This window comes from Sandaracinaceae bacterium (genome assembly GCA_020633055.1).
Taxonomy (GTDB): domain Bacteria; phylum Myxococcota_A; class Polyangia; order Polyangiales; family Houyiibacteriaceae; genus JADJJE01.
This window is the reverse complement of record JACKEJ010000007.1, coordinates 293724-316060: the sequence shown is the minus strand read 5'-3', so window position 1 is coordinate 316060 and position 22337 is coordinate 293724. Positions and strand designations below refer to the sequence as shown.

At 69.4% G+C, this 22337-nt stretch carries 16 protein-coding genes; 8 read left to right on the top strand and 8 right to left on the bottom strand.

The genetic code is table 11. The features are described from left to right. Nucleotides 1-42 precede the first annotated feature (42 nt). Nucleotides 43-1851, top strand: coding sequence for an ABC transporter ATP-binding protein (locus tag H6726_14825; GenBank protein MCB9658923.1), 1809 nt, complete (start codon nt 43-45; stop codon nt 1849-1851). 15 nt (nt 1852-1866) lie between these two features. Continuing rightward, nucleotides 1867-5877, top strand: coding sequence for a protein kinase (locus tag H6726_14820; GenBank protein ID MCB9658922.1), 4011 nt, complete (start codon nt 1867-1869; stop codon nt 5875-5877). Between the two features lie 60 nt (nt 5878-5937). On the opposite strand, the gene H6726_14815 is transcribed toward H6726_14820, so the two are convergent. Together H6726_14815 and H6726_14810 are read right to left on the bottom strand one after the other, a co-directional pair. After that, nucleotides 5938-7683, bottom strand: a complete 1746-nt coding sequence (locus H6726_14815) for an amidohydrolase family protein (protein MCB9658921.1) — start codon at nt 7681-7683, stop codon at nt 5938-5940. A gap of 57 nt (nt 7684-7740) precedes the next feature. Then, nucleotides 7741-8640 (bottom strand): NAD(P)-dependent oxidoreductase, encoded by a 900-nt coding sequence (locus H6726_14810; GenBank protein ID MCB9658920.1) that lies wholly within the window; start codon nt 8638-8640, stop codon nt 7741-7743. 62 nt (nt 8641-8702) lie between these two features. Between H6726_14810 and H6726_14805 the strand changes: the two genes are divergently transcribed. Beyond that, on the top strand, nt 8703-9935 hold the full coding sequence (locus H6726_14805) for a beta-lactamase family protein (protein MCB9658919.1): 1233 nt from the start codon (nt 8703-8705) through the stop codon (nt 9933-9935). 105 nt (nt 9936-10040) lie between these two features. Here H6726_14805 and H6726_14800 read toward each other — a convergent pair whose 3' ends face one another. The 4 genes from H6726_14800 to H6726_14785 form a co-directional block, all read right to left on the bottom strand. After that, nucleotides 10041-11624: a hypothetical protein gene (locus H6726_14800; GenBank protein ID MCB9658918.1), complete on the bottom strand. Its 1584-nt coding sequence runs from the start codon at nt 11622-11624 to the stop codon at nt 10041-10043. 46 nt (nt 11625-11670) lie between these two features. Then, complete coding sequence (locus H6726_14795) at nt 11671-13254, bottom strand: hypothetical protein (protein MCB9658917.1); 1584 nt, start codon at nt 13252-13254, stop codon at nt 11671-11673. A gap of 166 nt (nt 13255-13420) precedes the next feature. Further along, nucleotides 13421-14008 carry a DNA-3-methyladenine glycosylase I gene (locus H6726_14790; GenBank protein MCB9658916.1) on the bottom strand — a complete coding sequence of 196 codons (588 nt, stop codon included), beginning with the start codon at nt 14006-14008 and terminating at the stop codon, nt 13421-13423. Between the two features lie 130 nt (nt 14009-14138). After that, nucleotides 14139-16142 carry an SDR family oxidoreductase gene (locus H6726_14785; GenBank protein ID MCB9658915.1) on the bottom strand — a complete coding sequence of 668 codons (2004 nt, stop codon included), beginning with the start codon at nt 16140-16142 and terminating at the stop codon, nt 14139-14141. A 107-nt stretch (nt 16143-16249) separates the two neighbouring features. Here H6726_14785 and H6726_14780 point away from each other — a divergent pair, with 107 nt between their 5' ends. The 4 genes from H6726_14780 (at nt 16250) to H6726_14765 (ending at nt 19724) form a co-directional block, all read left to right on the top strand. Further along, on the top strand, nt 16250-17284 hold the full coding sequence (locus H6726_14780) for an AraC family transcriptional regulator (protein MCB9658914.1): 1035 nt from the start codon (nt 16250-16252) through the stop codon (nt 17282-17284). Between the two features lie 54 nt (nt 17285-17338). Then, nucleotides 17339-17791 (top strand): response regulator transcription factor, encoded by a 453-nt coding sequence (locus tag H6726_14775; GenBank protein ID MCB9658913.1) that lies wholly within the window; start codon nt 17339-17341, stop codon nt 17789-17791. A 132-nt stretch (nt 17792-17923) separates the two neighbouring features. Further along, a complete protein-coding gene (locus H6726_14770) occupies nt 17924-18739 on the top strand; it encodes an enoyl-CoA hydratase/isomerase family protein (GenBank protein ID MCB9658912.1) in 816 nt (271 codons plus the stop codon). 28 nt (nt 18740-18767) lie between these two features. Next, the gene (locus tag H6726_14765; GenBank protein ID MCB9658911.1) at nt 18768-19724 is read left to right on the top strand and encodes a TerB family tellurite resistance protein; all 957 of its coding nucleotides are present in this window, start codon (nt 18768-18770) and stop codon (nt 19722-19724) included. A gap of 21 nt (nt 19725-19745) precedes the next feature. Here the strand turns inward: H6726_14765 and chrA are convergent, their stop codons facing one another. Both chrA and H6726_14755 read right to left on the bottom strand, forming a co-directional pair. Further along, nucleotides 19746-21119: a chromate efflux transporter gene (chrA, locus tag H6726_14760; protein ID MCB9658910.1), complete on the bottom strand. Its 1374-nt coding sequence runs from the start codon at nt 21117-21119 to the stop codon at nt 19746-19748. Then, a complete protein-coding gene (locus H6726_14755) occupies nt 21119-21736 on the bottom strand; it encodes a hypothetical protein (protein ID MCB9658909.1) in 618 nt (205 codons plus the stop codon). The genes chrA and H6726_14755 overlap by 1 nt, the downstream gene beginning before the upstream one ends. A gap of 318 nt (nt 21737-22054) precedes the next feature. Between H6726_14755 and H6726_14750 the strand changes: the two genes are divergently transcribed. Continuing rightward, nucleotides 22055-22273, top strand: coding sequence for a DUF4287 domain-containing protein (locus tag H6726_14750; protein MCB9658908.1), 219 nt, complete (start codon nt 22055-22057; stop codon nt 22271-22273). Nucleotides 22274-22337 lie beyond the last annotated feature (64 nt).

Here is a 22337-nt window from a genome sequence, read left to right as displayed (position 1 = left end):
TCGCGAGGCAAGCAGAAGCGGGAGCGCGGACCCAGGCTGCTGATGGTGGCCTCGGCCCAGGAGTCGCTCGCGCCCACGGGCGGGGAGGGCGACGTCCAACTGCTGCGCAAGCTGGTGCCGTACGCGCGACCGCACGCGGTCTTGTTCATCGCGGCGTTGGTCACGATGCCGCTCGCCGCGCTGGCTTCCCTCGTGCAGCCGCTCATGGTCAAGGGAGCCATCGAGGCCACGCTGGTGGCGCGCAGCGACGACGCGCTGCAGATGGTCGTGCTCGGCTTCGCGGCGGCCATCACGATCGAGTTCCTGGCCAAGTTCGCGCAGACCTACGTCATGCAGCTGGCCGGGCAGCGCACCACGGCGGACCTGCGCCGCGCCGTGTTCGAGCACGTACAGCGGTTGCGCGTCAGCTACTTCGACCGCGAGCCGGTGGGCCGGGTCGTCACGCGCATGACCAACGACATCGACGCCATCACCGAGCTCTTCGCGTCTGGCGCGGTGACCGCCATCTCGGACCTGCTCATGCTGGTGGGCATCATCGGCTTCATGCTCTACCTCGACGTGGAGCTGGCGCTGATCGCGCTCCTGGCGCTGCCACCGCTCACCATCGCCGTCAACGTGTTCCGCCGCTGGGCCCGCGAAGCCTTCCGCAGCATCCGCGTCCACGTGGCGCAGCTCAACGCCTACCTCAACGAGCAGGTGCAGGGCATCGCGGTGGTCCAGGCCTATGGGCGCGAGGCGGAGTGTGCGGCCGAGTACCGCGAGATCAACGAAGACTACCGCGCGGCCAACTACCGCAACATCCGCTTCGACGCGCTGCTGTACTCCGTCGTCGAGTCCGTGGCCACGGCGTGCTTGGCCATGGTGCTGTATTACGCCGCCACGCAAGCTGGGGTGCTCGAGGGGAGCGCCGCGACGGCCGCGTACGTCGGCACCGTGGTCGCATTCTACGACTACATCCAGCGCTTCTTCGTCCCCATCCGCGACCTGGCGACGAAGTACACCATCATCCAGTCGGCCTTGGCGTCATCCGAGCGCATCTTCTCGCTGCTCGACCATGAAGAACCCGACGCCCCCGCGCGCCACGTCAGCGACGCGCGTGAAGAGACCGACACCGCCATCGAATTCCGCGGCGTCACGTTCGGCTACAAGCCTGGGCAGCCCGTCCTGCACGACCTCCAGCTCAGCATCGCGCGCGGCGAACAGGTGGGCATCGTCGGCGCCACCGGGTCGGGCAAGACCACACTCACGGCGCTCTTGCTTCGCCTGTACGATGTGGAAACCGGCGAGGTGCGCGTGGATGGTCAGGACATCCGCGCGCTGCCGCGCGAAGCCCATCGCGCGAGCTTCGCCACGGTCCCGCAGGACGTGTTCCTCTTCGTGGGCACTGTCGCCGAGAACATCGCCCTCGACGTCGGTGCCCCCGACCCCGCGCGCGTGCAAGCCGCCCTCGAGCGCGCCTCGGCCTGGGACCTCGTGCAGTCGCGAGGGGGCCTCGACGCGCGCGTCGAAGAGCGCGGCAGCAACTGGAGCGCCGGCGAGCGGCAGCTGCTCGCGTTCGCCCGTGCGCTCTACCGAGACTCGCCCATCCTGGTGCTCGACGAGGCCACCGCCAACGTGGACAGCGAGACCGAGGCGCGCATCCAGGGGGCGGTGGCCCAGGTCATCGCGGGGCGCACGGCGCTCGTCATCGCGCATCGCCTTTCCACCATTCGCGCGCTCGACCGCATCCTGGTGTTCCACCACGGGCGGATCGTCGAGCAGGGCTCACACGACCAGCTCGTGGCCCTGGGCGGGATCTACGCTCGCCTCCACGCCCTGCAGCTGGCTAGTGAGGGTGTCGCGGCCGAGTGATACTCTCCCCCGTCCATGACGGGTGACAGCGTCAGCTACGGCAAGTACCAGCTGCTCGAGCGCATCGCGCGCGGCGGCATGGCCGAGGTGTATCGCGCCAAGAGCCACGGCGTGTCCGGCTTCGAGAAGGTCCTCGTCATCAAACGCATCCTCCCCGAGCTGGCCCGCCACACGGAGTTCGTCGAGATGTTCGTCAACGAGGCGAAGATCGCGGTCTCCTTGACGCACGCGAACATCGTGCAGGTGTTCGACCTGGGCTTCGCCGAGGACACCCACTTCATCGCCATGGAGTACGTACCGGGACCCGACCTGGCCACCCTGCTCAAGCGTGCCCGGCGCGAGCAGATCGACGTGCCCCTGCCCACGCTGGCGCTGATTGGCGCGTCGGTCGCCCGCGCGCTGGACTACGCGCACCACAAGCGCGACCTGGCGGGACAGCCCCTGCACATCGTGCACCGCGACGTGTCGCCGCAGAACGTGCTCGTGAGCGTGGACGGGGAGGTCAAGCTCACCGACTTCGGCGTGGCCAAAGCACGCACGAGCGTCTTCGGTACCGAGGAGGGCGTCGTGAAGGGCAAGTTCGCGTACATGTCGCCCGAGCAGGCCCGCGGTGAGCTGGTCGACCCCAAGACGGATATCTTCGCGCTGGGGACCCTGCTGTACCACGCGCTCACCGGCGTGAACCCGTGGAAGCGCGAGAACACCCGCGAGACCCTGCGCGCCGTGAGCGACGCGCGCGTGGCCGACGTGCGCACGCACGCTCCCTCCGTCCCAGCCGAGCTCGCCATGCTGGTGATGCGCTGCCTCGCAGCCGACAAGGACGCGCGGCCCGACAGCGCGGGCGTGGTCTACGAGGCGCTCCAGCCTTTCCTGTTCGACGCTGGGAGGCGCGCACGCGCCTCGGACGTGGCGCGGCTGGTGGCCGAGGTGCGCGGCGCGGAGAGCTCTTACAACGCGGCGTCGGACGTCGCGCCACGGCTCTCCACGTCGTTCGGCAGCTCGCGCAGGACGTCGCGGCCGCCGGGGAGGGCGCCTGGGATTCGCCACGTGGGGCTGTCCGCGACGCCCATCGAGCGGCCGCGGGCCTCGCGTTCCCATCCGCCCCCGAGCGGCCCCGGCACGACCAGCTCGAGCGAGGCCAGCCGAGAGCGGGCGCTGGGGGTGGCGCGCCCGCAGCCCGAGCGCCGCGACGTCACGGTGGCGGTGCTGGGACCGTTCGACCACGGGCTGCCCAGCGTCGTCGCACAGCGCGTCGCATGGTTCGGCGGGCGGTGCGTCGACACCCGCGACGGCATGCACGCTGCCATCTTCGGTCTGGACACGCCCGACGGACGCGACGCCGACGCCGCGGCCCGCATGCTGTTGGACGTGCGGCGGCGCGCGAAGGAGCTGGGGCTCGCGCCTCTGCGCATGGGGCTGCACTCCGGGCGCGTGCTGGTCGACATCTCGTCCGCGCTCGTGGCAGACGAGCACCTACGCGCGCTCATCGCTACGGGGATCGGCGCAGCGTCTGCTGCCAGCCCGGGGCAAGTCCTGGTCACGGTGCCGGCGCAGCACCTGATCCACCGCAGCTTCGACGTGCGACGAGTCGGGGGAACGGACTACCGGCAGGTCATCGAGGAGAGCGCGTTCTCGGCGGCCGCCGCGCCGTTCGTGGGACGGGCTGCGGCGCTGCGCGTGGTCGGGGACGAGATCGGGCGCGCCGCGTCCGGCGACCGACGCCTGCTCGGCATCGCGGGTGAGGCCGGCAGCGGCAAGACACGTCTGCTGATGGAGGCGATGGCGCGTCTTCAGCGAGACCACCACAACGTCAGCACCCTCTACGTGCGCATCGACCCCGCCCTCCAACGCGTGCGCTACGCCACGCTGCAAGAGCTGTTCTGCGTGGTGTTGGGCATCGATCCACGTGACAGCGACGACGAGGCGCGGCGCAAGCTCGGACGCCTGCGCGAGCTCGGAGCCGACGAGCTGTCCGCTCGGGCGGTGGCGCAGCTGCTCGGGCACGCCGCGCGCGAGTCCGAGACGGGTGACGCGTTCGACACGGCGCTGCGCCGCGCCATCGCGCGCGTCGGGAGGCGGATGGCCATGCTGCGCCCCCTGGTCGTGGCGTTCGACGGACTCGAGAACGCGGACCGTGCGAGCCTGCGCGTGCTGCGCAGCATCCTCGACCAACCCGAGCGCGTCCCCGTGCTCGCGATCCTCGCGTATCGGCCCGTCCCTGGCCAGCCGTGGCGTCGCTTCCCCAACTTCCTCGAACACAGGCTCGCTTCGCTCAGCGAGACCGAGACCACCGAGCTGCTCGCCGAACGCCTCGGCACGGACGAGGTGCCGATGAAGCTCGTGCGCGAGGTGCTCCAGAAGAGCGCCGGCAATCCGCTGTTCGTCGAGGAGTACGCCCACGCGCTCAGCGAAGCGGGGGCCGTCTCCGTCACGACCGACGGCGTGGTGTTCCGTGACGACATCGCTGTCGGGGTCCCGAAGACGCTGCGCGGCATCATCCGGGCGCGCCTCGAGCACCTCTCGCCCACGGAGCGGCACCTGCTCCAGGTGGCTGCCGTGCTGGGACAGGAGCTCGACCTCCTCACGCTGAGCCGCGTCACCGACGAGGACCCGGACACCGTCGACGAGGCTCTCGGGTTGTTGGAGCGCCGCGGCATCCTCACGCGCGGGGAGCGCGGGTATGCGTTCGCCAGCGACGCGATGGTGCAGGTCATCTCGACGGGGCTCACGCCCGATGCTCGCAAGGAGATCCACGGCGCCATCGCCGTCTCGCTCGAAGAGCTGTACCCAGACGAGCTGGACGAGCTGGCGCACACCCTCGCGCTGCACCATGAGGCGGCCGGTTCCACCGCGGAGGCGGTCTCCTACCTGGAGCGCTGGGCGCGGCGGAGCGCCCACGAAGGGGCCTACGCCACCGCGTTCGGGGCTCTGGAGCGCGCCCTCGAGCTGACCGCGTTGGCCAGCGAGCCGAGCCACGAGGTGCGACTCCGCCTCTACGTGGCGCTGGGCGACGTGGCCTTCGCCGGGCGCGTGGTGGCTGCCGGGGCAGAGCGCATGGCCGCGGCATACGAGCTGGCCGACGCCCTCGGGCGTCTGCCGGAGCTGGCCCACTTCGCGATGCTGCGGGGGCTCTTGCTGTGTCATGCGAACCGCATGGAGGACGCGCGCCGGTGGCTCGACCGCGCACGTGAGGTGGCCCGTGAGCTGGGTGACCCGAAGCAGCTCTGCGAGGTCACCGTGGCCACGGCCGACGCCCTCGCGCGCGTCGGGGACTACGCCTCCGCGGCGAACCTGCAGCGAGAAGCCCTCGCGACTGCCCGGGAGACCCGCGACATCGACACGCAGGTCCGCTGCCTCTCCGGGCTCGCGATGTCCTACGCGGCGGCGGGCGACGAGGCGGCCGCACGGAGCGCGCTGTGGGAGGCCTGGGAGCGAACGCCGGTAGACGCTGCGCCCATCCGCCGCTGCGCCCTCCACCTCACCGACATGCGCGTACAGGGGCAGGCGGGGGACCTGCGCGACGCCATCGACGCCGCGCGGCGCGCCGAGTCGATCGCCAAAGAGCACGGCTTCGAAGACGAAGAGGTGGAGGCGCTGCTCCACATCGGGGAGTGCCATCTGCGGCTGAACGAGACGTCCCGCGCGTTCGCGGCGCTGCGCGTGGGATACGAGCGGGCGCACGAGCGCGGGCTGACGCGCCGTGAGCACCAGAGCCTGCGGCTCTTGGGGTTCCTGGATGCGTCGCGCCACGGCAGCCGCGAGGGGCGGACACTCATCGAAGAGGCACGCGCGTACGCGGCCAGTCAGGGCTACGCCGTGGACATGCTCGAGTGCGACTACCTGCTGGGCTACCTCTACGCGCAAGAGGGAGACGTGATCCGGGCGACGGGCACGTTCCAACAGACACACGCGTTGGCCATGGGCCTCGGCAATCACCACTACGCGCGCTTCTCCGAGCAAGCGCTCGACGCCCTCCGGCTGGGAGAGCCCGTGCGTCTGGCGCGGGTGCAGGCGGTCGGCTCGTGATGCCCGCGCAGACGCCGGGCCACACGTGGCCTGCACCCCGCCGTCTGCTGGCTCCCGCCCTCAGTTCGTGACCCGGGCCAGGCGACCGGGGCGCGCCCCCGTGAGCTTGCCGTCACGAGCGATCATCTGGCCGCGCACGAACGTCGCCAGATAGCCCCGCGCGCCCTGCATGAGCCGGCGCCCGCCGGCGGGCAGGTCGGCCTGGATGCGCGGGTGCTCGAGGGCGAGCTTCGCGTGGTCGATGACGTTGATGTCGGCGCGCTGGCCCACGGCGAGCAGACCGCGATCGCGCAGGCCGACGAAACGCGCAGTGTCGTGACACTGCATCTTGATGACCTTCTCGAGGGGGAGCCCCTTCTCACGATCGCGCGCCCAGTGAGTCAGCATGAACGTCGGGAAGCTGGCATCGCAGACGGTGCCCACGTGCGCGCCGCCATCGCTCAGGCCGGGCAAGGCGAGCGGGTGCTGGAGCATCTCGTAGACCTGGTCGAGGTTGCGCTCGATGTAGTTGTAGAGCGGGAAGTAGAGCAGCGCGCGCCCGTCCTGCTCCAGCAGCGCATCGTAGATGACGTCCAGCGTCCCGCGCCCCGTCTTGCGGCCTTCCACGTAGAGGCAGGTGTTGGGATCAGGCTCGTAGTTCGGTTCCTCGCCGAGCTTGAAGAGCCGCAGGGCGATCATGTCGATGCGCGCCAGGAGCTGGTCCGCGAGTGGCGGGATGGCGCTCCCGTCCCCCGAGAGTGGCTCGTTCTTCTCGGTCAAGAGCTGCGCCTTGAACTCGGGGTCACGCATGATGCGCACCTGCTCGTCGAGCGAAAGGTGCGCGATCTTCTTGTACGAGGGGAAGCCGATGAACGGGTGGAAGGTCGCCTGCAGGCCCAGCATCAGGCCGATGCCCCGCGCCCCCACTTGCACCTTCACGTCCAAGCCTCGCGCGTTCGCAGCCTCGACGCGCTTCAGCACGCGGCGCCACTGCCCTGGCTCCTGGTCCCGCTGAATGAGGGACATGCTGAGGGGACGCCCGGCCGCCTCGGCCATACGCTCGAGGAGATCGAATTCCCCGTCGAACAGCTCGGGGCTCTTGGCCATGTCGAAGTCGCTGACCCCTTGGACCACGCCGTGCCCGAGCCCCGCAAACGCCTCGGCGATGCCGACGAGCTCCTCCATGCGGGCTTCGGACGCAGGGGTCTCCTCGCCACGGATCGAGCGGTGGTTGTCGCTGCGGCCCGTGCTGAAGCCAACGGCGCCAGCCTCGACGGCCTCGCGCACGAGCATCCGCATGCGTGCGATGTCTTCCTCGGTCGCCACGGAGCCAGACACGCCGCGCTCCCCCATCACGTAGACGCGCAGCGCGTCGTGCGTGACCTGCGCGCAGAAGTCGATCGCGTGTGGGAAGTCGATACGGTCCATGTACTCGGGGAAGGTCTCCCAGCCCCACGGGATGCCCTCCGCGAGCGCTGCCCCCGGGATGTCCTCGACGCCCTCCATCAGCTCGATCAGGCGCGTGTGGTCCGACGGACGCACCGGCGCGAAGCCGACCCCGCAGTTCCCCATGACGGCGGTGGTCACGCCATGCAGCGACGACGGCGCCATGTCCGGATCCCAGCTGACCTGCCCGTCGTAGTGCGTGTGCAGGTCCGTGAAGCCTGGTGTCACGATGGCCCCGGTCGCGTCGAACGTCTCGCTGGCCTCACCTTCCACCACGCCGACCGCCACGATCACGCCATCTTTGATTCCTACATCGCCGGCGTAGGGTGCGCCACCCGTGCCATCGACCAGCGTTCCACCAGTGATCTTGAGATCGTACATGCTCATCTCCGGGTCTCCCAGTTGGTGGGACAAAAATGACACTCAGTGTCAACAAAGTCAACAGCCGTCGTCTACCGTCCCGGAGCCCGCTGCCGCACGTGCCGGGCGACGGCGGCCAATGACGGCGACGTCCAACTCCCCCTCACCCGCCGCGCGGCGAGCGTCGAGCGTCGCAGCGATGGCCGACAACGAGGGCAGGGCGGCCTCCCCAGCGCACCGCATCATCAGGCCGAGATCCTTGCGTGCCACGTCGACCGTCCACAGGGGCGCGACGTCTTGCGCCGCCATCTTCCTGCCGCGCCCCTCGAGCACGTAACGGACGTCGATGACCGAGAACACGTCGAGCGCGCGCTCTTCGGGGATCTCGAGCTCTCTGGCCATCGTGAGGATGTCCGCCAACCCGTGCAGCATGGCGAGGTTCATGGCGTTCCCGAACAGCTTCATGGCGGCGGCCAGGTCTGCGCGCGCGCCGACATGTCGCAGCGTCGCCGTCATCGGCTCGAGCAAGGGTGCGACGCGCTCGAAGGTCGCGGGGTCGCCAGCGACGATCATGGTCCCCTGGGCGGAGCGCGCCGCGTTGGGCGACATGAAGACGGGCGCGTGCAGATAGGGCACCCCCCGCGCTTGCATGCGCTCGACCCGGGCGGCGGTGCCCGCGGGCGAGGTCGTCGAGTGGTCGACCATGACGACCCGTCGCTCCACCAACACGGACAACGCGGGCTCGACCGCATCCAGCACAGCGTCCACTGCGTCGTCATGCGTCAGGACGAGGTGCACGACGTCGGCCTCTGGGAGGGTGGCCATCGCCTCCGCGTGGACCGTCGCCCCCATCGCGCGCAGGGGCTCCGCGCGTTCCGGTGTGCGATTCCACACGTGCACGGCGTCGCCCCGGCTCAGCGCCCCCTCCGCCATGCCGGTGCCCAACAGGCCGGTACCCAAGAATGCTCTGGTTGTCATTGAGTGCCAGAATGTCCTCGCTAGCCCTGGGAGACAACGTTTTTCGTGGTAGCGTGCCTTCCGTGAACCTCCCCGAGCGGTCCCGCGCCGGCCAGGTGTCTGGCCATGTCCACCCCGACTTCGAGCCTGTCCGGGCCACGTTCCAAGCGGCGTTCGACCGAGGAGAGGAGTGGGGAGCGAGCGTGTGCGTGTGGCACGCCGGAGAGGTCGTGGTGGACCTGTGGGGCGGGCTGATGAACGTCGAGCGATGTCGCCCGTGGGAACGGGACACGCTCGCTACGGTGTTCTCGTGTACGAAGGGGCTCGTCGCCACCGCGTTCTTGATGCTCGCGGAGCGTGGCCTGCTCGACTACGACGCGCCGGTCGCCAGCTATTGGCCAGCCTTTGCAGAGCGTGGGAAAGCTCGCATCACCGTCCGCACCCTCTTGGACCACCGCGCTGGCCTCCACGCTCTGGATCAGGCGGTCACCGTCGACGACATCGTCCAGCGCCCAGCGTATGTCGCCGACGTACTCGCCAGGCAGGCTCCGCATTGGCCCCCAGGGCAGGATCAGGGGTATCACGCGGTCACGTACGGCCTCTACGCGGCCGAGCTCTTTCGATGTATCACGGGAGAGTCAGTGGGCTCGTTCTTCGCGCGTGAGGTGGCGGGACCACTCGGGGCCGATGCGTTCATCGGCCTGCCAGAATCGCACGAGGCGCGTGTCGCGACGAACTACCCAGTCACCACGCGCGAGCGACTGACCAAGATCATCCCCAAGCTCCTCGCCTCGGACAGCACGGAGGGCCGTGTGTACCGCAACGTGGCACGCGGCGGGGACGCACAGCGGGCGTTCGCACATCCGCGGGAGCTCGGTCCTGCCGGCATCCAGAACTTCAACACGCGTCGAATCCACGCCCTCGAGCTGCCGTGGGGCAACGGTGTGGCCAACGCGCGCGGGCTCTGCCGCGTCTTCGCCGCGCTCGCCAACGGGGGCGAGATCGACGGTGTGCGGCTGGTCCGCCCCGAGCTCCTCGAGCCCGTGATGCACGGGGGGGGCTGGTCGGAACACGACCGCGTGCTGCAGAAGCCCGTCGGGTGGAGTCAGGGGTTCCTGAAGGAGAACGCCGGCATGTTCGCGCCCCACCGGGAGGGCTTCGGGCACGCCGGCGCTGGCGGATCGCTCGCCTGGGCGGACCCGGTCGCACGCGTCGCAATGGGCTATGCCATGAACAAGATGGACCACATGATCCGGTCGCCGCGGGCTCTCGCGCTGTGCGCCGTCGCCCACGAGTGCGCCGCGCGTCGCGCGTGAGTTCTCGTTCGGGCGGTCTCCGCACCACATAGAACCCTGCCTGGTCGTGGCAGGGTCCTGCGTCGTGATGGGGGCGTCCAAGCGTCGTGAGGGGCTCCTCTGCGGTCAGCGCCGACGTCGACGCCGTGCGGACAACGCCAGACCCAGCACCGCGAGCCAAGCCGCGACGGGGGCCTCCGGTGCCGCGGGGTCAGGCACCCTGCAGCCGCAGCCGCTGCTCACGGGAGGCCTGGGCCGTCCGTCGCCGGCGTCCGAGCCGTTGCCGCCACCGTCGGCGCCGCTGCCACCGGCGTCGAGGTTGTTGCCGGTGCCCATGTCGTTGCCGGTGCCGGTACCACCGTCGGGTGTCGAGATGGGGATGTCGACGCAGCTTCCGGCGGTACACATCTGTCCGTCGGGGCACACCGCGCCGATGCACGCGTCGACGCAGTTGCCGTTGCTGGGGTCGCAGACGGTGCCTGCGGCGCAGCTGACGTTCACGCAGTCCGTGTCGAGGCACTGGCCCGTGGCTGCGCAGCTGAAGCCGGCGCCGCAGCCGGTGCAGCTGCAGGTGTCCACGCAGATACCGCCCTCGCACACCTTCATGGCGCCGCAGGTGACGTTCGCGCAGGGGTCCACGCAGGCGCCCACGCGACACACCTGGGCGCCGGGGCAGACCACGCCGTCGCACGGGCCCACGCAGTCACCCCCGCGGCAGACCTCGCCCGAGGGGCAGCTCACGTTCTCGCACGCCGGCTCGTAGCAACGCCCCGTGCTCTCCTCGCACGTCAGGTCGGGGTTGCTGCAGCCGAACTCGTTGCAGCGCCCCACGCACTGGCCGTTGACGCACACGGACCCGCTCCCGCAGAGGTCGCCGTCGTCCACCTCGCCGTCGCAGTCGTTGTCCAGGCCGTCGCAGCTCTCCGTGCTCATCACGTTGACCGGGATGCACTCGAGCGCTGCGCCATCGCACTGCGTCAGCCCCTGCGCGCAGATGCCCATCGCCCCCGGCACGTCGCACGTCTCGCCCGCGCCCGAGCAGGTGATGCCCGTGAAGTAGAACACGTAGTCGTTGTAGTCGCCGTCGTTGCTCCACCCGGTCGCGTTCGCGCCGCCGTCCTCGAACGCCACGTAGAACGCGTTCGGCTCCACCGTCGACTGGTAGCTCAGGCTCATGATCCATCGCCCCACGTACGCAGGCGCCCCGTCATCGCACGGCCCACCCGTGCACTCCGGGTTGTACTGCCGCTCCGTGAAGTAGTAGTCCGGCGCCGACGCCCGAATCAGCGCGAAGCCGATCAGCCCCCCCGCGTAGTCGTCGCTCTCACGAATGGTCTGACCCGTGACCGTGACACCGACGGAGCCGCTGGTCAGCGGGTTCGCGAAGATCGGGTAGATCTCGGAGGCCGTGGGGGCCGTGCCCGTCACGTTGTACCACCCCACGTTGAGCGTCGAGCTCGACTGCTTCAGCACCAGCGTCGCGGTGAAGTCGCACAACGGCGAGAAGGCGTTCGGCTGCTCGCTGGCGTCGTTGATGTAGTCGATGGTCTCGCCGCGATTGCTGAAGAGCGTGAAGAGCTGCACCTCCGAGCCCGAATCGACCGGGTAGACGTTGCCGTCCGGCTGCGTGATCTGCGCCGAGACCGCGACCGGAGATGCGAGCACCAAGGACATCAAGAGAGGAAGGCGAGCGGCACGTACGAAGGTCATGGAGTTCGATCCTGGAGCGTTTGGGGGGAGAGCCTTTTCGTCTGATTCAGTTGTTCGCGCGTTGGCGGCGACGCAGCACGCAGAGCCCGAGCAACGCCAGCAGCGCCACGACGGGGGTATCCTGAGCGCCATGCGCTGGCACGCGGCAGCCACAGCCGCTGTCGACCGTGCGCGGCCGTCCGTCGCCGGCGTCCGAGCCGTTGCCGCCACCGTCCGCGCCGCTGCCACCGGCGTCGAGGTTGTTGCCGGTGCCCATGTCGTTGCCGGTGCCGGTGCCACCGTCGGGTGTCGAGATGGGGATGTCGACGCAGCTTCCGGCGGTACACATCTGTCCGTCGGGGCACACCGCGCCGATGCACGCGTCGACGCAGTTGCCGTTGCTGGGGTCGCAGACGGTGCCTGCGGCGCAGCTGACGTTCACGCAGTCCGTGTCGAGGCACTGGCCCGTGGCTGCGCAGCTGAAGCCGGCGCCGCAGCCGGTGCAGCTGCAGGTGTCCACGCAGATACCGCCCTCGCACACCTTCATGGCGCCGCAGGTGACGTTCGCGCAGGGGTCCACGCAGGCGCCCACGCGACACACCTGGGCGCCGGGGCAGACCACGCCGTCGCACGGGCCCACGCAGTCACCCCCGCGGCAGACCTCGCCCGAGGGGCAGCTCACGTTCTCGCACGCCGGCTCGTAGCAACGCCCCGTGCTCTCCTCGCACGTCAGGTCGGGGTTGCTGCAGCCGAACTCGTTGCAGCGCCCCACGCACTGGCCGTTGACGCACACGGACCCGCTCCCGCAGAGGTCGCCGTCGTCCACCTCGCCGTCGCAGTCGTTGTCCAGGCCGTCGCAGCTCTCCGTGCTCATCACGTTGACCGGGATGCACTCGAGCGCTGCGCCATCGCACTGCGTCAGCCCCTGCGCGCAGATGCCCATCGCCCCCGGCACGTCGCACGTCTCGCCCGCGCCCGAGCAGGTGATGCCCGTGAAGTAGAACACGTAGTCGTTGTAGTCGCCGTCGTTGCTCCACCCGGTCGCGTTCGCGCCGCCGTCCTCGAACGCCACGTAGAACGCGTTCGGCTCCACCGTCGACTGGTAGCTCAGGCTCATGATCCATCGCCCCACGTACGCAGGCGCCCCGTCATCGCACGGCCCACCCGTGCACTCCGGGTTGTACTGCCGCTCCGTGAAGTAGTAGCTCGGGGTACCCGAGCGGATGAGCGCGAAGCCGATCAGCCCCCCCGCGTAGTCGTCGCTCTCACGAATGGTCTGGCCCGTGACCGTGACACCGAGGTCCGCGTTCGTCAGGGCGCCCGAGAAGATCGGGTAGATCTCGGAAGCCGTGGGGGCCGTGCCCGTCACGTTGTACCAACCCACGTTGAGCGAGGAAGCCGTTTGGCGCAGAACCAGCGTGGCTGTGAAGTCACATAGCGGTGAGAAAGCGTTCGGCTGCTCGCTGGCGTCGTTGATGTAATCGATTGTCTCACCGCGACCGCTGAACAGCGTGAAGAGCTGCACCTCGCCCGTGGACCCCGTCGAGTCGATGGGATAGACGATGCCGTTGGGCTGGACGATCTGGGCCGCCGAGAGCGAGGGGGCGGCCAACAGGAGCACGCCGAGGAAGCAGGCACGGAGGGAACGCATGACTGCAACCATACCGTGTTTTCGCCCGTATGTGGCGCCGCTTCTGCGCAACAAACGTATACTCGCACAATGCAAGAAGGACCGAATGGTCGTCATTTCTTGAAGGTACGGCGTGCTCCCCGCGCGCACACTTGACATTCTGTATACAAACCGACCGTGAAGTCTCTCAGTTGGACATTTTTACTTCACGATACCGAGGACAGCGGATTTCGTGGTCGTTCACCATCCCCACTGCCTGCATGCACGCGTAGACGATGGTGGGGCCACAGAACGTGAAGCCGCGCTTCTTCATGTCTTTCGCCAGGCGCTCGGAGAGGGCTGTCTTGGCAGGGACCGATCGCCAGCTCTCGAGGCGCCCATCGAGGGGCTTGCCGTCTACGAAGGCCCACAAATAGTCCGAGAATTCGAGGCCACCCTCCCTCATGCGCAGGTACGCCTTGGCGTTCCCGATGGTCGCTTGCACTTTGGCGCGGCTACGGATGATCCCTGGGTTCGAAAGGGCTCGCTCGACCCGTGCATCGTCCCAACGCGCGATGACCTCCGGGACGAACCCCTCGAACTCTTCGCGCATGCTGGCGCGCTTGCGCAGGATGGTGATCCACGCGAGCCCCGCCTGGAATCCGTCCAACTGGAACTTCTCCCACAGCGCGCGGGAGTCGCGCTCGGGCACCCCCCACTCGGTGTCGTGGTAGCCGCGGTACAGGGCGTCGTGCGCGGGGGCCCAGCCGCACGGGAGATCGGCGTCGTCGCTCATGGGCGTCAGCGTGGCACACCAGGGAGGACGCGGTCACTGTCGGCGCTGTCGGACGCCGCCCATCCTGACACGTCCTGTCGTCGCGCGTCGTGTGCCGTCAGCGAGACGCAACGTAGCCGCGGTCCCGTCGCTACACGGGAGACCCACCGAGGAAGCGTGTCAACAATGCCTTCTCGACGGGGAACTCCGTGGGCGCTCCGTGCTCCGGGAAGACCCGATGCAGGAGGTTCAGGATGCGCGTGGTGGTCTTTGGCGAGACGCGGTTCGAGATCGAGTAGAAGCGCCCCTGGCCCGTCATCACCAGGCGCCGCCGGTCCACCACACCGTCCAGCACCATGTGCGCGGCGCGCTCGGGGGTCATGATGTCCTTGCGGTCCGCGTACTCCTTCGTGGGCGCCATCATCTCGGTGCGTACCAGCGGCAAGTAGATGTTGCTCACGTGCACGCCCTCGTGGTGGCACTCGGCCGCGAGCGAGTTCCCGAACGCCTCCAGCGCCGCCTTGCTGGCGAGGTAGGCCGAGAAGAAGGGCCCCGGGATGAGCACCCCCATGGTGAGCACGTGGCAGACGCTGCCCCCACGCTCGCGCAGCCCCGGCAGCAGCTGCATCGTCAGGCGCACGGGGGCGAAGTAGTTGAGCTGCATGGTGCGCTCGTAGTCGTGGAAGCGTGTGCGGCTCTCCGCGATGCTGCGCCTTATGCTGTGCGCCGCGTTGTGCACGAGCACGTCCACCCCGCCGTGCTCCTCCGTGACCCGGGCCGCGAGAGCGTCGACCGCCGCGAGATCCGACAGGTCCGTCGGGTAGACGGTCACACGCCCACCCGTGCTGCGCAGCTCGCTCGCCAGCACCTCGAGGGCCTCGCCGCCACGCGCCACCAGCAGGAGCTCCGCGCCCGCCCGCGCGGCTTGACGCGCGACCTCGGCGCCGATGCCGCGTGACGCGCCGGTGACGAGCACGCGCTGGCCAGCGAGGGCGCGCGCGTAGCGGGCGGGGCGCTGGTGCGCATACGAAAGGTGGTCGTCGTAGTAGCGCACCATGGGGCGCACGTAGTCCGCGAGGCGCGGGCACGCGACGCCGGTCCCGGCGAGGGCCGCTTGCGTGTGATGATCGTCGAACCGCACGCGCAGGTTGAGCGCGGAGAGCCCCTCGGCGGGCAGGCCGAGATCTTCCAGGACGTCGCGGCGCAGTGTGGCCACGCTGGGCAGCATGTTCGCGAGGTTCAGAGCGTTCTCCACACCGGGGACGGACCGCACGTCCACCTGGACGCCAAGCCCCGGGCCGTGCATCTCCCGCAAGAACAGCCCCGTCATGGCCGCGAAGCTGGGTGGCGCGGGGTCCACCAGGTGAAACACGCGCCCGTGCGAGGCGTCGTCGTCTGGACGCGCGGCCAGCCCGATGTGCACCAGGGCGTCCGCGACATAGTCGACGGGCACCAGGTTCATCCGGCCGCGGATCTTGGGCATCGGCAGCCTCACCCAGCGCGGGAAGGTGCCCGCGAGCTGCTGCAGGCCCTCGAAGCCCAGGTACGGTCCGTCCACCCGGTCCATCTCGCCCGTCTGGCTGTGGCCCACCACGGCGCTCGGACGGTAGACGCGGTACGCGAGCCCCGAGGCGCGCACCTGCCGCTCCGCGTCGTACTTGCTGCGATGGTAGGCGTGCGGGAACGACTGCCCCTCGTCGAACATCGTCTCGCTGAACGTGCCTTGATAGTCCCCCGCCACGGCGATGCTGCTCACGTGGTGGAGCACACCGCGAAAGTTCGGGCCGAGGGCCTCGAGCAGGTGCCGCGTGCCCACCGCGTTCGCCGCGAGCAACGCCTCCTCGCTGGCGGTGATGTCGTACAGCGCGGCCAGATGGAACACGTGTTGCGCGCCGCGCAGGGCCACCCGGCCAGGCTCGTCCAGGCCCAGTCCCGGCAGGCCCGCGTCGCCCGTCACCACCGTCAGCGACCCGCTGCAGCCGGGTTCCGCGCTCACGGCGCGCAGCTGCTCGAGGCGCTCGGCGCGGCTGCCGAGGGACGCAGGGCGCACCAGGAGGCTGACGTGCGCGCCTCGACGTAGGAGGCCGGCCACCGTGAAGCGCCCAATCAGGCCCGTGCCCCCAGTAATGAAGACGTTGGTTGTCGCTGTGGTCATGACGTGATGCTGCGCGCCTGGGAGGCTCGAGGGCAGGGTGTCTTTCGGACGCCACGGGGTCATTTTCGGCCAGCGTGCCCCTCGTGAACGGCCTAGGATGAGCAGCGATGAGCTCGCAGGGCCCGCGCGCGACACCCATGGTGACCCCCTACACCGAGCTGCTGGTGCGGCACTTGGTGGAGGCCGGCCACCCGCGCGACGCGCTCCTCGCGGGCACCGACATTGCGCTGACGGACGTGGCGGAACCTGGCCGTCCGATTCGCTTCGAACAGCACCAGCGCGTCGTCCGCAACGCCCTCGCGCTGACCGGCAACCCGGGCCTCGGCCTGTGGTTCGGCAAGCAGCTCAAGCTCGCCTCGCTGGGGCTGGTGGGCTACGGCGCGATGAGCAGCCGCACGCTCAGCGAGGCTGCCCTCCTGATCGCGCGCTTCCATGCGCTGCGCGTGCCCAACCTCGAGCTGAAGATCGAGCCCCCGCCCGTCGCCGACCCGCGCGCCGCGCCCAGCTTGAGGCTCGAAGAGACGCGCGACTACGGCGACATCCGGGTCTTTTCGATCGAGTCCGTGCTGCAGTCCGTGAGCGAGCTCAGCACCATGCTGCTGGGGCACGCGCCTGCGACGCTGTCGTTCGACGTCGCGTATGCGCGACCGGCGCACTGGGACGACGCGGCCTTCGCGCACCCCGTGCGCTTCGGGCAGGACCACCACCGCATCCACATCGGCGCCTCGGCGCTGGCAGCGCCACTCCCCAACGCCGACCCGGGTGCGGCGTCGGCCATCGCAGCGCTCCTTCAGGCACAGTTGGATGCGCGCGCTTCGTCCGGGCCACTCCAGCAGCGGGTACGTCGGGTGCTCGCGGCCTCGTTCCGTCGCGATGAGCGTGAGTTCCCTGACGCGGCGCGGGTGGCCGAGCAGCTCGGGTGTTCCCCTCGTACGCTGAGGCGCGATCTCATGGCCCAGGGCACGTCGTATCGGGAGCTGGCAGACGAGGTGCGCTGTCGCCTCGCGATCGAGGCGCTGCGGAGCAGGGAGCTGACGGTGGCCCAAGTGGGAGAGCGGCTCGGCTACCGAGACACCGCGAACTTTCGGCGCGCCTTCAAGCGCTGGACTGGACGCGTGCCCGCCGACTACCGCGAGGGGTGAACGCACGGTGGGGAGCCCTTTCGTCGAGGCCCGTGGTGTGCGAGAAGCGTGGGCATGGTTCCGAAGCAGTCTGGTGAGAGCCCGCCCGTGGAAGTGGGGCGCATCCTGATCGTGGACGACGAGCCGCTGATCGCCGCGCGCGTGGCGACGATGCTGGAGCAGCTGGGGCACGTGCCGATCGTGGCCCACGACTGGAGCAGCGCTCTGGTGGCCTATGACGACGACGTCGACCTCGTGCTGCTCGATCTCGTCATGCCCAAGGTGGACGGGTTCAAGCTCGCGCGACTCGTGCGGTCGCGGAGCAAGGTCTACACACCGATTGTGTTCTTGACGGGGCGCACCGACGACCAAGCACGGCAGAAGGCGCTCGAGGCAGGGGGGGACGACTTCTTGGTCAAGCCCATCACGCCGCTCGACCTGCGGGTAAGGGTGACTGCCATGCTCCGTATCCGTCGGCTGACCCAAGCCCTCGTGCGGCAAACCAGCGCGGATCCGCTCGTCCGCTAGCGCAAGGGACACGCGGCGCCAGCCTGCCTGCCGTTGCCGGCTTGGGGGGTGACGGTCCACGACGGTACGCTGTCGACCATGGACCCAGCGCTGCGCCATGTCACCGAGCATGAACCATGACATAACCGACGGATGTCCGAGCAGCTGCTGACGAACACGGTGGACGGCGTGACGACGCTCACCATGAACAACCCCCGCCGTCTGAACGGCTGGACCACGGAGATGATCGCGGACCTGAAGGCTGCGCTCTCCCGCGCCGCCGCCGACGACGCCACGAAGGTGGTGGTGCTGACCGGTGCGGACCCGTACTACTCGGCGGGCGTCAACCTGGGCGGGTCGCTCCAGCTCGGGCACCCCCGCGAGCTCCACGCCAGCATCGTGCAGCTGAACGAGGCGCTCTTCGATGCCTTCATCTCGTTTCCGAAGCCGATCCTGATCGCGGCGAATGGCCCCATGATCGGCGCCTGCGTCACATCCGCGACTGTGTGCAACGCCATCGTGGCCTCGGAGAAGGCGACGTTCTCGACGCCTTTCGCTGCGCTGGGGGTGCCGCCCGAGGGCTGCTCGAGCGTCGTGTTTCCGCGCATCCTGGGCACCGCCGCCGATCGCATGTTGGGGCCCGAGGGCTGGAAGCCGACGGCGCGCGAGGCGCTCGACGTGGGGCTCGTGCAGCACGTGGTCCCACACGATCAGCTGCTGCCCGAGGCTCAGCGCATCGCGCGCGCGTGGATCCGAGACGGCGTCGAGCGTGCGTACCCTGCGGGCCTCACACGCGACGAGCTGCGCGCCGTCAACGCACGCGAGTCGGCCCAGGTGGCCAGCGCGTTCCTCAGCCCGCCGTTCCTCATGGGCCAGTACCGCTTCCTACGCAGCAAGCAGAAGTACGGGCCTGCCGCGATGTTCCTCGCCCTCCGGGTCACGCACCCGGCGTGGTCCCGGTTGATCTGAGCGCGCGCGCTGGGTGTACGCTCGGGGGATGGCCCACGTCCAGATCCCTCCCCCCGAGCTCGTCCCCTTTGGCATGCGTGCGTTGAAGTGCGTGGCGATGGCCGACGGGAGCTTCGCGGAACCCGAGCGGGCGCTCCTGGAAGCCGCGCAGCAGCTCTTCCGGGTCAGCGTGGACCTCGACGCCCTGGCTCCCATCACACCCGCGGAGCTCGCCGGAGCGGTGGAGGATCCGGCGCTGCGGCTCCAGCTCGTGCGAGCGATGCTGATGGTCTCGTTGGTGGACGGTGAGGCTTCGCCGGCCGAAGCGGCGCAGGTGCGCGCCTTTGCCGACGCGCTGGGCATCGGCGCCGAGGAGCTGCGAACGTTCGAGAAGATCTCGGAGGGGCACCTGCTGACGGCGCGCTTCGAGGTGCTGCGCCGCTTCTGGGCGGTGCCCCACGTCAGGGCGCGCGTGGAGAAGGAAGGCCTGCCATGGCTGGCCAAGACCCTCGCCGCGTTCGTGGGGCTGAGAGAGAACACGGCGCTGGCCGAGCGGTATCGGAAGCTCCAGGAGTACCCCAGCCACACCCTCGGACACGCCTACTTCCGCTTCGTGCGGGACAACGGCTTCTCGCTCCCCGGAGAGAAGGGCAGCCCGCCCGAGCCGATCATCTTGCACGACCTCACGCACGTGCTCTCGGGCTACGGCACGGACCCGACGGGGGAGATCTGCGTGACGGCGTTCCACGCGGGCTACCGTCAACAGAACCCGTTCACGTTCATCCTCTTCTCGATGATGCAGTTCAACCTCGGCATCCGCATGGTGCCCATCGCGGCCGCCGCCAAGCAGCAGGTGGACCCCGCCCGCTGGCTGCAGGCGGCCCACCGCGGATCACAGATGACACGCGACATCACGGACGGTACGTGGGACTGGTGGGAGAACCTCCCGCGCGACATCGAGGAGGTGCGCGCGGAGCTGGGCATCCCGCCGTTGGCCACGGGCTGAGCTGCCGAACGCGGGAACAGCTCAGCCCACCAGAAGGTGGGCGAGCGCGCCAAGCGCCGCGCACCCCCCCAGGGTCACCGGCATGCTGGCCTTGATGCGGAACACGGCGACACAGGCCACGACCGTGATGGCGACGGCGGTCACGTTCACGCTCGAGACGTCCGGGACCAGGAGGTGGGCGACACCGTGGGACCGCTCCGCGACCTCGCGGAAGAGCGTGTGCACCGCGAACCACAACGCCAGGTTCAGGATCACACCCACGACCGCAGAGGTGACAGCGGAGAGCGCGGCGGTCAGCCACGCCTTGTCCCGCAACGCCTCGATGAACGGCGCTCCAAGGAAGATCCACACGAAGCACGGCACGAACGTGACCCAAGTGGTCACCACGGATCCGAACAGACCCGCCACCAACGGAGGAACGCCGTGCAGCTGGCGATAGGCCCCCATGAAACCGACGAACTGGACCACCATCACGAGCGGGCCAGGCGTGGTCTCGGCCATCCCCAGCCCGTCGAGCATCTCTCCTGGCAGGAGCCAGCCGAAGCGCACCACCGCCTGCTGCGCGATGTAGGCCAACACGGCGTACGCGCCCCCGAACGTGACCGCCGACGCCTTGCTGAAGAACACGCCTTCTTGCGCCAGCACGTGCTCGGGCCCGAGCAGCACGACCAGCGTCAGGACGGGACCGCCCCACAGCAGCGCGCCCACGGCGAGGACTCCCAGTGCCCGCGACCGAGATGGAATGGTGTGGGCAGGCGGGTGCTGGTCGAGCACATCGGCCACGGAGTCCAGCTGCGAGGCGTGGGCTTCCGCGGTGCCCTTGCGTCCCTCGACCACCGCGAACGCCCTGGGATGCACCTGGGTACCGAGCAGGCCGATGACCGCCGCGCCCAGGATGATCAGCGGGAAGGGCACCTGGAGTACGAAGATGCCCACGAAGGCGGCGACCGCGATTGCCAGCATGGCGCGGTTCACGAGGACCCGCTTGCCGATGCGCAGGAGGGCGTCGAGCACGATGGCCAGGACCGCCGCTTTCAGCCCGAAGAACACGGCCGCGATGACCCCGACGTCTTGGAACGAGGCGTAGACCATGCTCAGCGCGAGGATGGCGACGAACCCGGGCAGCACGAAGAGCCCCCCGGCGACCAGCCCGCCCCGATACCCGTGGAGCAGCCAGCCGATGTACGTCGCCAGCTGCTGGGCCTCGGGTCCGGGGAGCAACATGCAGTAGTTCAGCGCATGCAGGAAGCGCGACTCGCTGACCCACCGCTTCTCGTCCACCAGGATGCGGTGCATGACCGCGATCTGCCCGGCGGGCCCGCCGAAGCTCTGAAGCCCGACTCGCACCCAGACCCAGAGGGCCTCCCGGAACGGGACCAGCTCGGCCGGGCTCATCAGCCGGTCCACCGTACGAGGTGGGCACAGTGCGAGTCCCCTTCGGACACGCAACGCGTCGTCACCGAAGTCACCTCAGCCAGGCCCATCGCACCATAGATCACCAGGTCCGAAGCCGTACACATCTCGCAGAGCACGCGGTGGTGTGCGGGCCAATCCCAGTAGGCGACCTCGGCTGCCGCGGCGCCCATCGAGGTCACTACCACCCGGCCCCCGTCGAAGTGGGCGTCCCAGAGGCGCTGCGCGAAGCGCCTGTGCAGGTCGGGCGACATCACCATCCGTAGGAGCGCACGGTGCACGCCCCGGAGCGTGACGTTCAGAGCCGCGATCGACCCGGCGTGTGCGAAGCGCTGCATCTCGGAAGCGCTCATGCCCCGCACCACCCCGTCCATGAACGCGCTGGTGAACTCCCCCGCGTACCAGGCCGAAGGGAGCACGCCGAACGCCTCCGTATCCGCGTCGATCGCGTTCCGAAAGGCGGGTGGGAGCCCCCGCACGACGGCGCTCGCGGCCTCGGCCCCGAGCTCGCGGCGCATCCAGATGGCGAACTCGCGAATGGCCGCGCCTTTGACGCGACCTCCGGGATGGCCCGACGGTGGGAACACGGCGTCGCTCAAGGTATGCTCGTGGATGGGGGACGTCGGGGTACGGGCACGCGGGGTAGGGGCCACCGTGGATCGGCGGAGGCGAGGGGGCAGCGCGGGAGTACTATGACTGGTTCCCCACGACAGCACCACCGTCCGGCGCACGGAGAGGCACCGAAGGAGGGCATCGACGCCAGCGCGGGGCGCCTCGGCTTCAGCAGGAAGTCGACGAACGCCCGCACCGTCGACAGCCCATGGGCACGCCGGGGTCGAGAGGGGAATTCGACACGGGCATGTCGGCGGAGCGGTGCGTCGTGCGTCGTTCCGGAAACACCCAAGCAGGAAACACGCATGACCTTCCAAGCCTACCTCGACAACATCGAAACCAAGACCGGACTCGGCCCCAGTGACTTCAAGCGCCTCGGGGCCGAGCGCGGATACCTGAAGAGCGGCAAGCTCGCACCTGGCGTGAAGGCGGGCGAGATCATCGCGTGGCTGAAGGCCGACTACGGCCTCGGTCACGGGCACGCCATGGCCATCTTCGCGCTCTTCAAGGGCAAGGAAGAGTAGCCAGGCGCAGGAGGGCCCGTCGTTCGACCGGCTGCCTGACGCGGCCCCCGCGGTGGTAGCGTGC

Bases quoted from the DNA above. Each gene is read 5' to 3' on its own strand.
- H6726_14825 (MCB9658923.1), top strand. From the start codon at position 43: ATGGTGGCCTCGGCCCAGGAGTCGCTCGCGCCCACGGGCGGGGAGGGC.
- H6726_14820 (MCB9658922.1), top strand. From the start codon at position 1,867: ATGACGGGTGACAGCGTCAGCTACGGCAAGTACCAGCTGCTCGAGCGC.
- H6726_14815 (MCB9658921.1), bottom strand. From the start codon at position 7,683: ATGTACGATCTCAAGATCACTGGTGGAACGCTGGTCGATGGCACGGGT.
- H6726_14810 (MCB9658920.1), bottom strand. From the start codon at position 8,640: ATGACAACCAGAGCATTCTTGGGTACCGGCCTGTTGGGCACCGGCATG.
- H6726_14800 (MCB9658918.1), bottom strand. From the start codon at position 11,624: ATGACCTTCGTACGTGCCGCTCGCCTTCCTCTCTTGATGTCCTTGGTG.
- H6726_14795 (MCB9658917.1), bottom strand. From the start codon at position 13,254: ATGCGTTCCCTCCGTGCCTGCTTCCTCGGCGTGCTCCTGTTGGCCGCC.
- H6726_14790 (MCB9658916.1), bottom strand. From the start codon at position 14,008: ATGAGCGACGACGCCGATCTCCCGTGCGGCTGGGCCCCCGCGCACGAC.
- H6726_14785 (MCB9658915.1), bottom strand. From the start codon at position 16,142: ATGACCACAGCGACAACCAACGTCTTCATTACTGGGGGCACGGGCCTG.
- H6726_14780 (MCB9658914.1), top strand. From the start codon at position 16,250: ATGAGCTCGCAGGGCCCGCGCGCGACACCCATGGTGACCCCCTACACC.
- H6726_14775 (MCB9658913.1), top strand. From the start codon at position 17,339: ATGGTTCCGAAGCAGTCTGGTGAGAGCCCGCCCGTGGAAGTGGGGCGC.
- H6726_14770 (MCB9658912.1), top strand. From the start codon at position 17,924: ATGTCCGAGCAGCTGCTGACGAACACGGTGGACGGCGTGACGACGCTC.
- H6726_14765 (MCB9658911.1), top strand. From the start codon at position 18,768: ATGGCCCACGTCCAGATCCCTCCCCCCGAGCTCGTCCCCTTTGGCATG.
- chrA (MCB9658910.1), bottom strand. From the start codon at position 21,119: ATGAGCCCGGCCGAGCTGGTCCCGTTCCGGGAGGCCCTCTGGGTCTGG.
- H6726_14750 (MCB9658908.1), top strand. From the start codon at position 22,055: ATGACCTTCCAAGCCTACCTCGACAACATCGAAACCAAGACCGGACTC.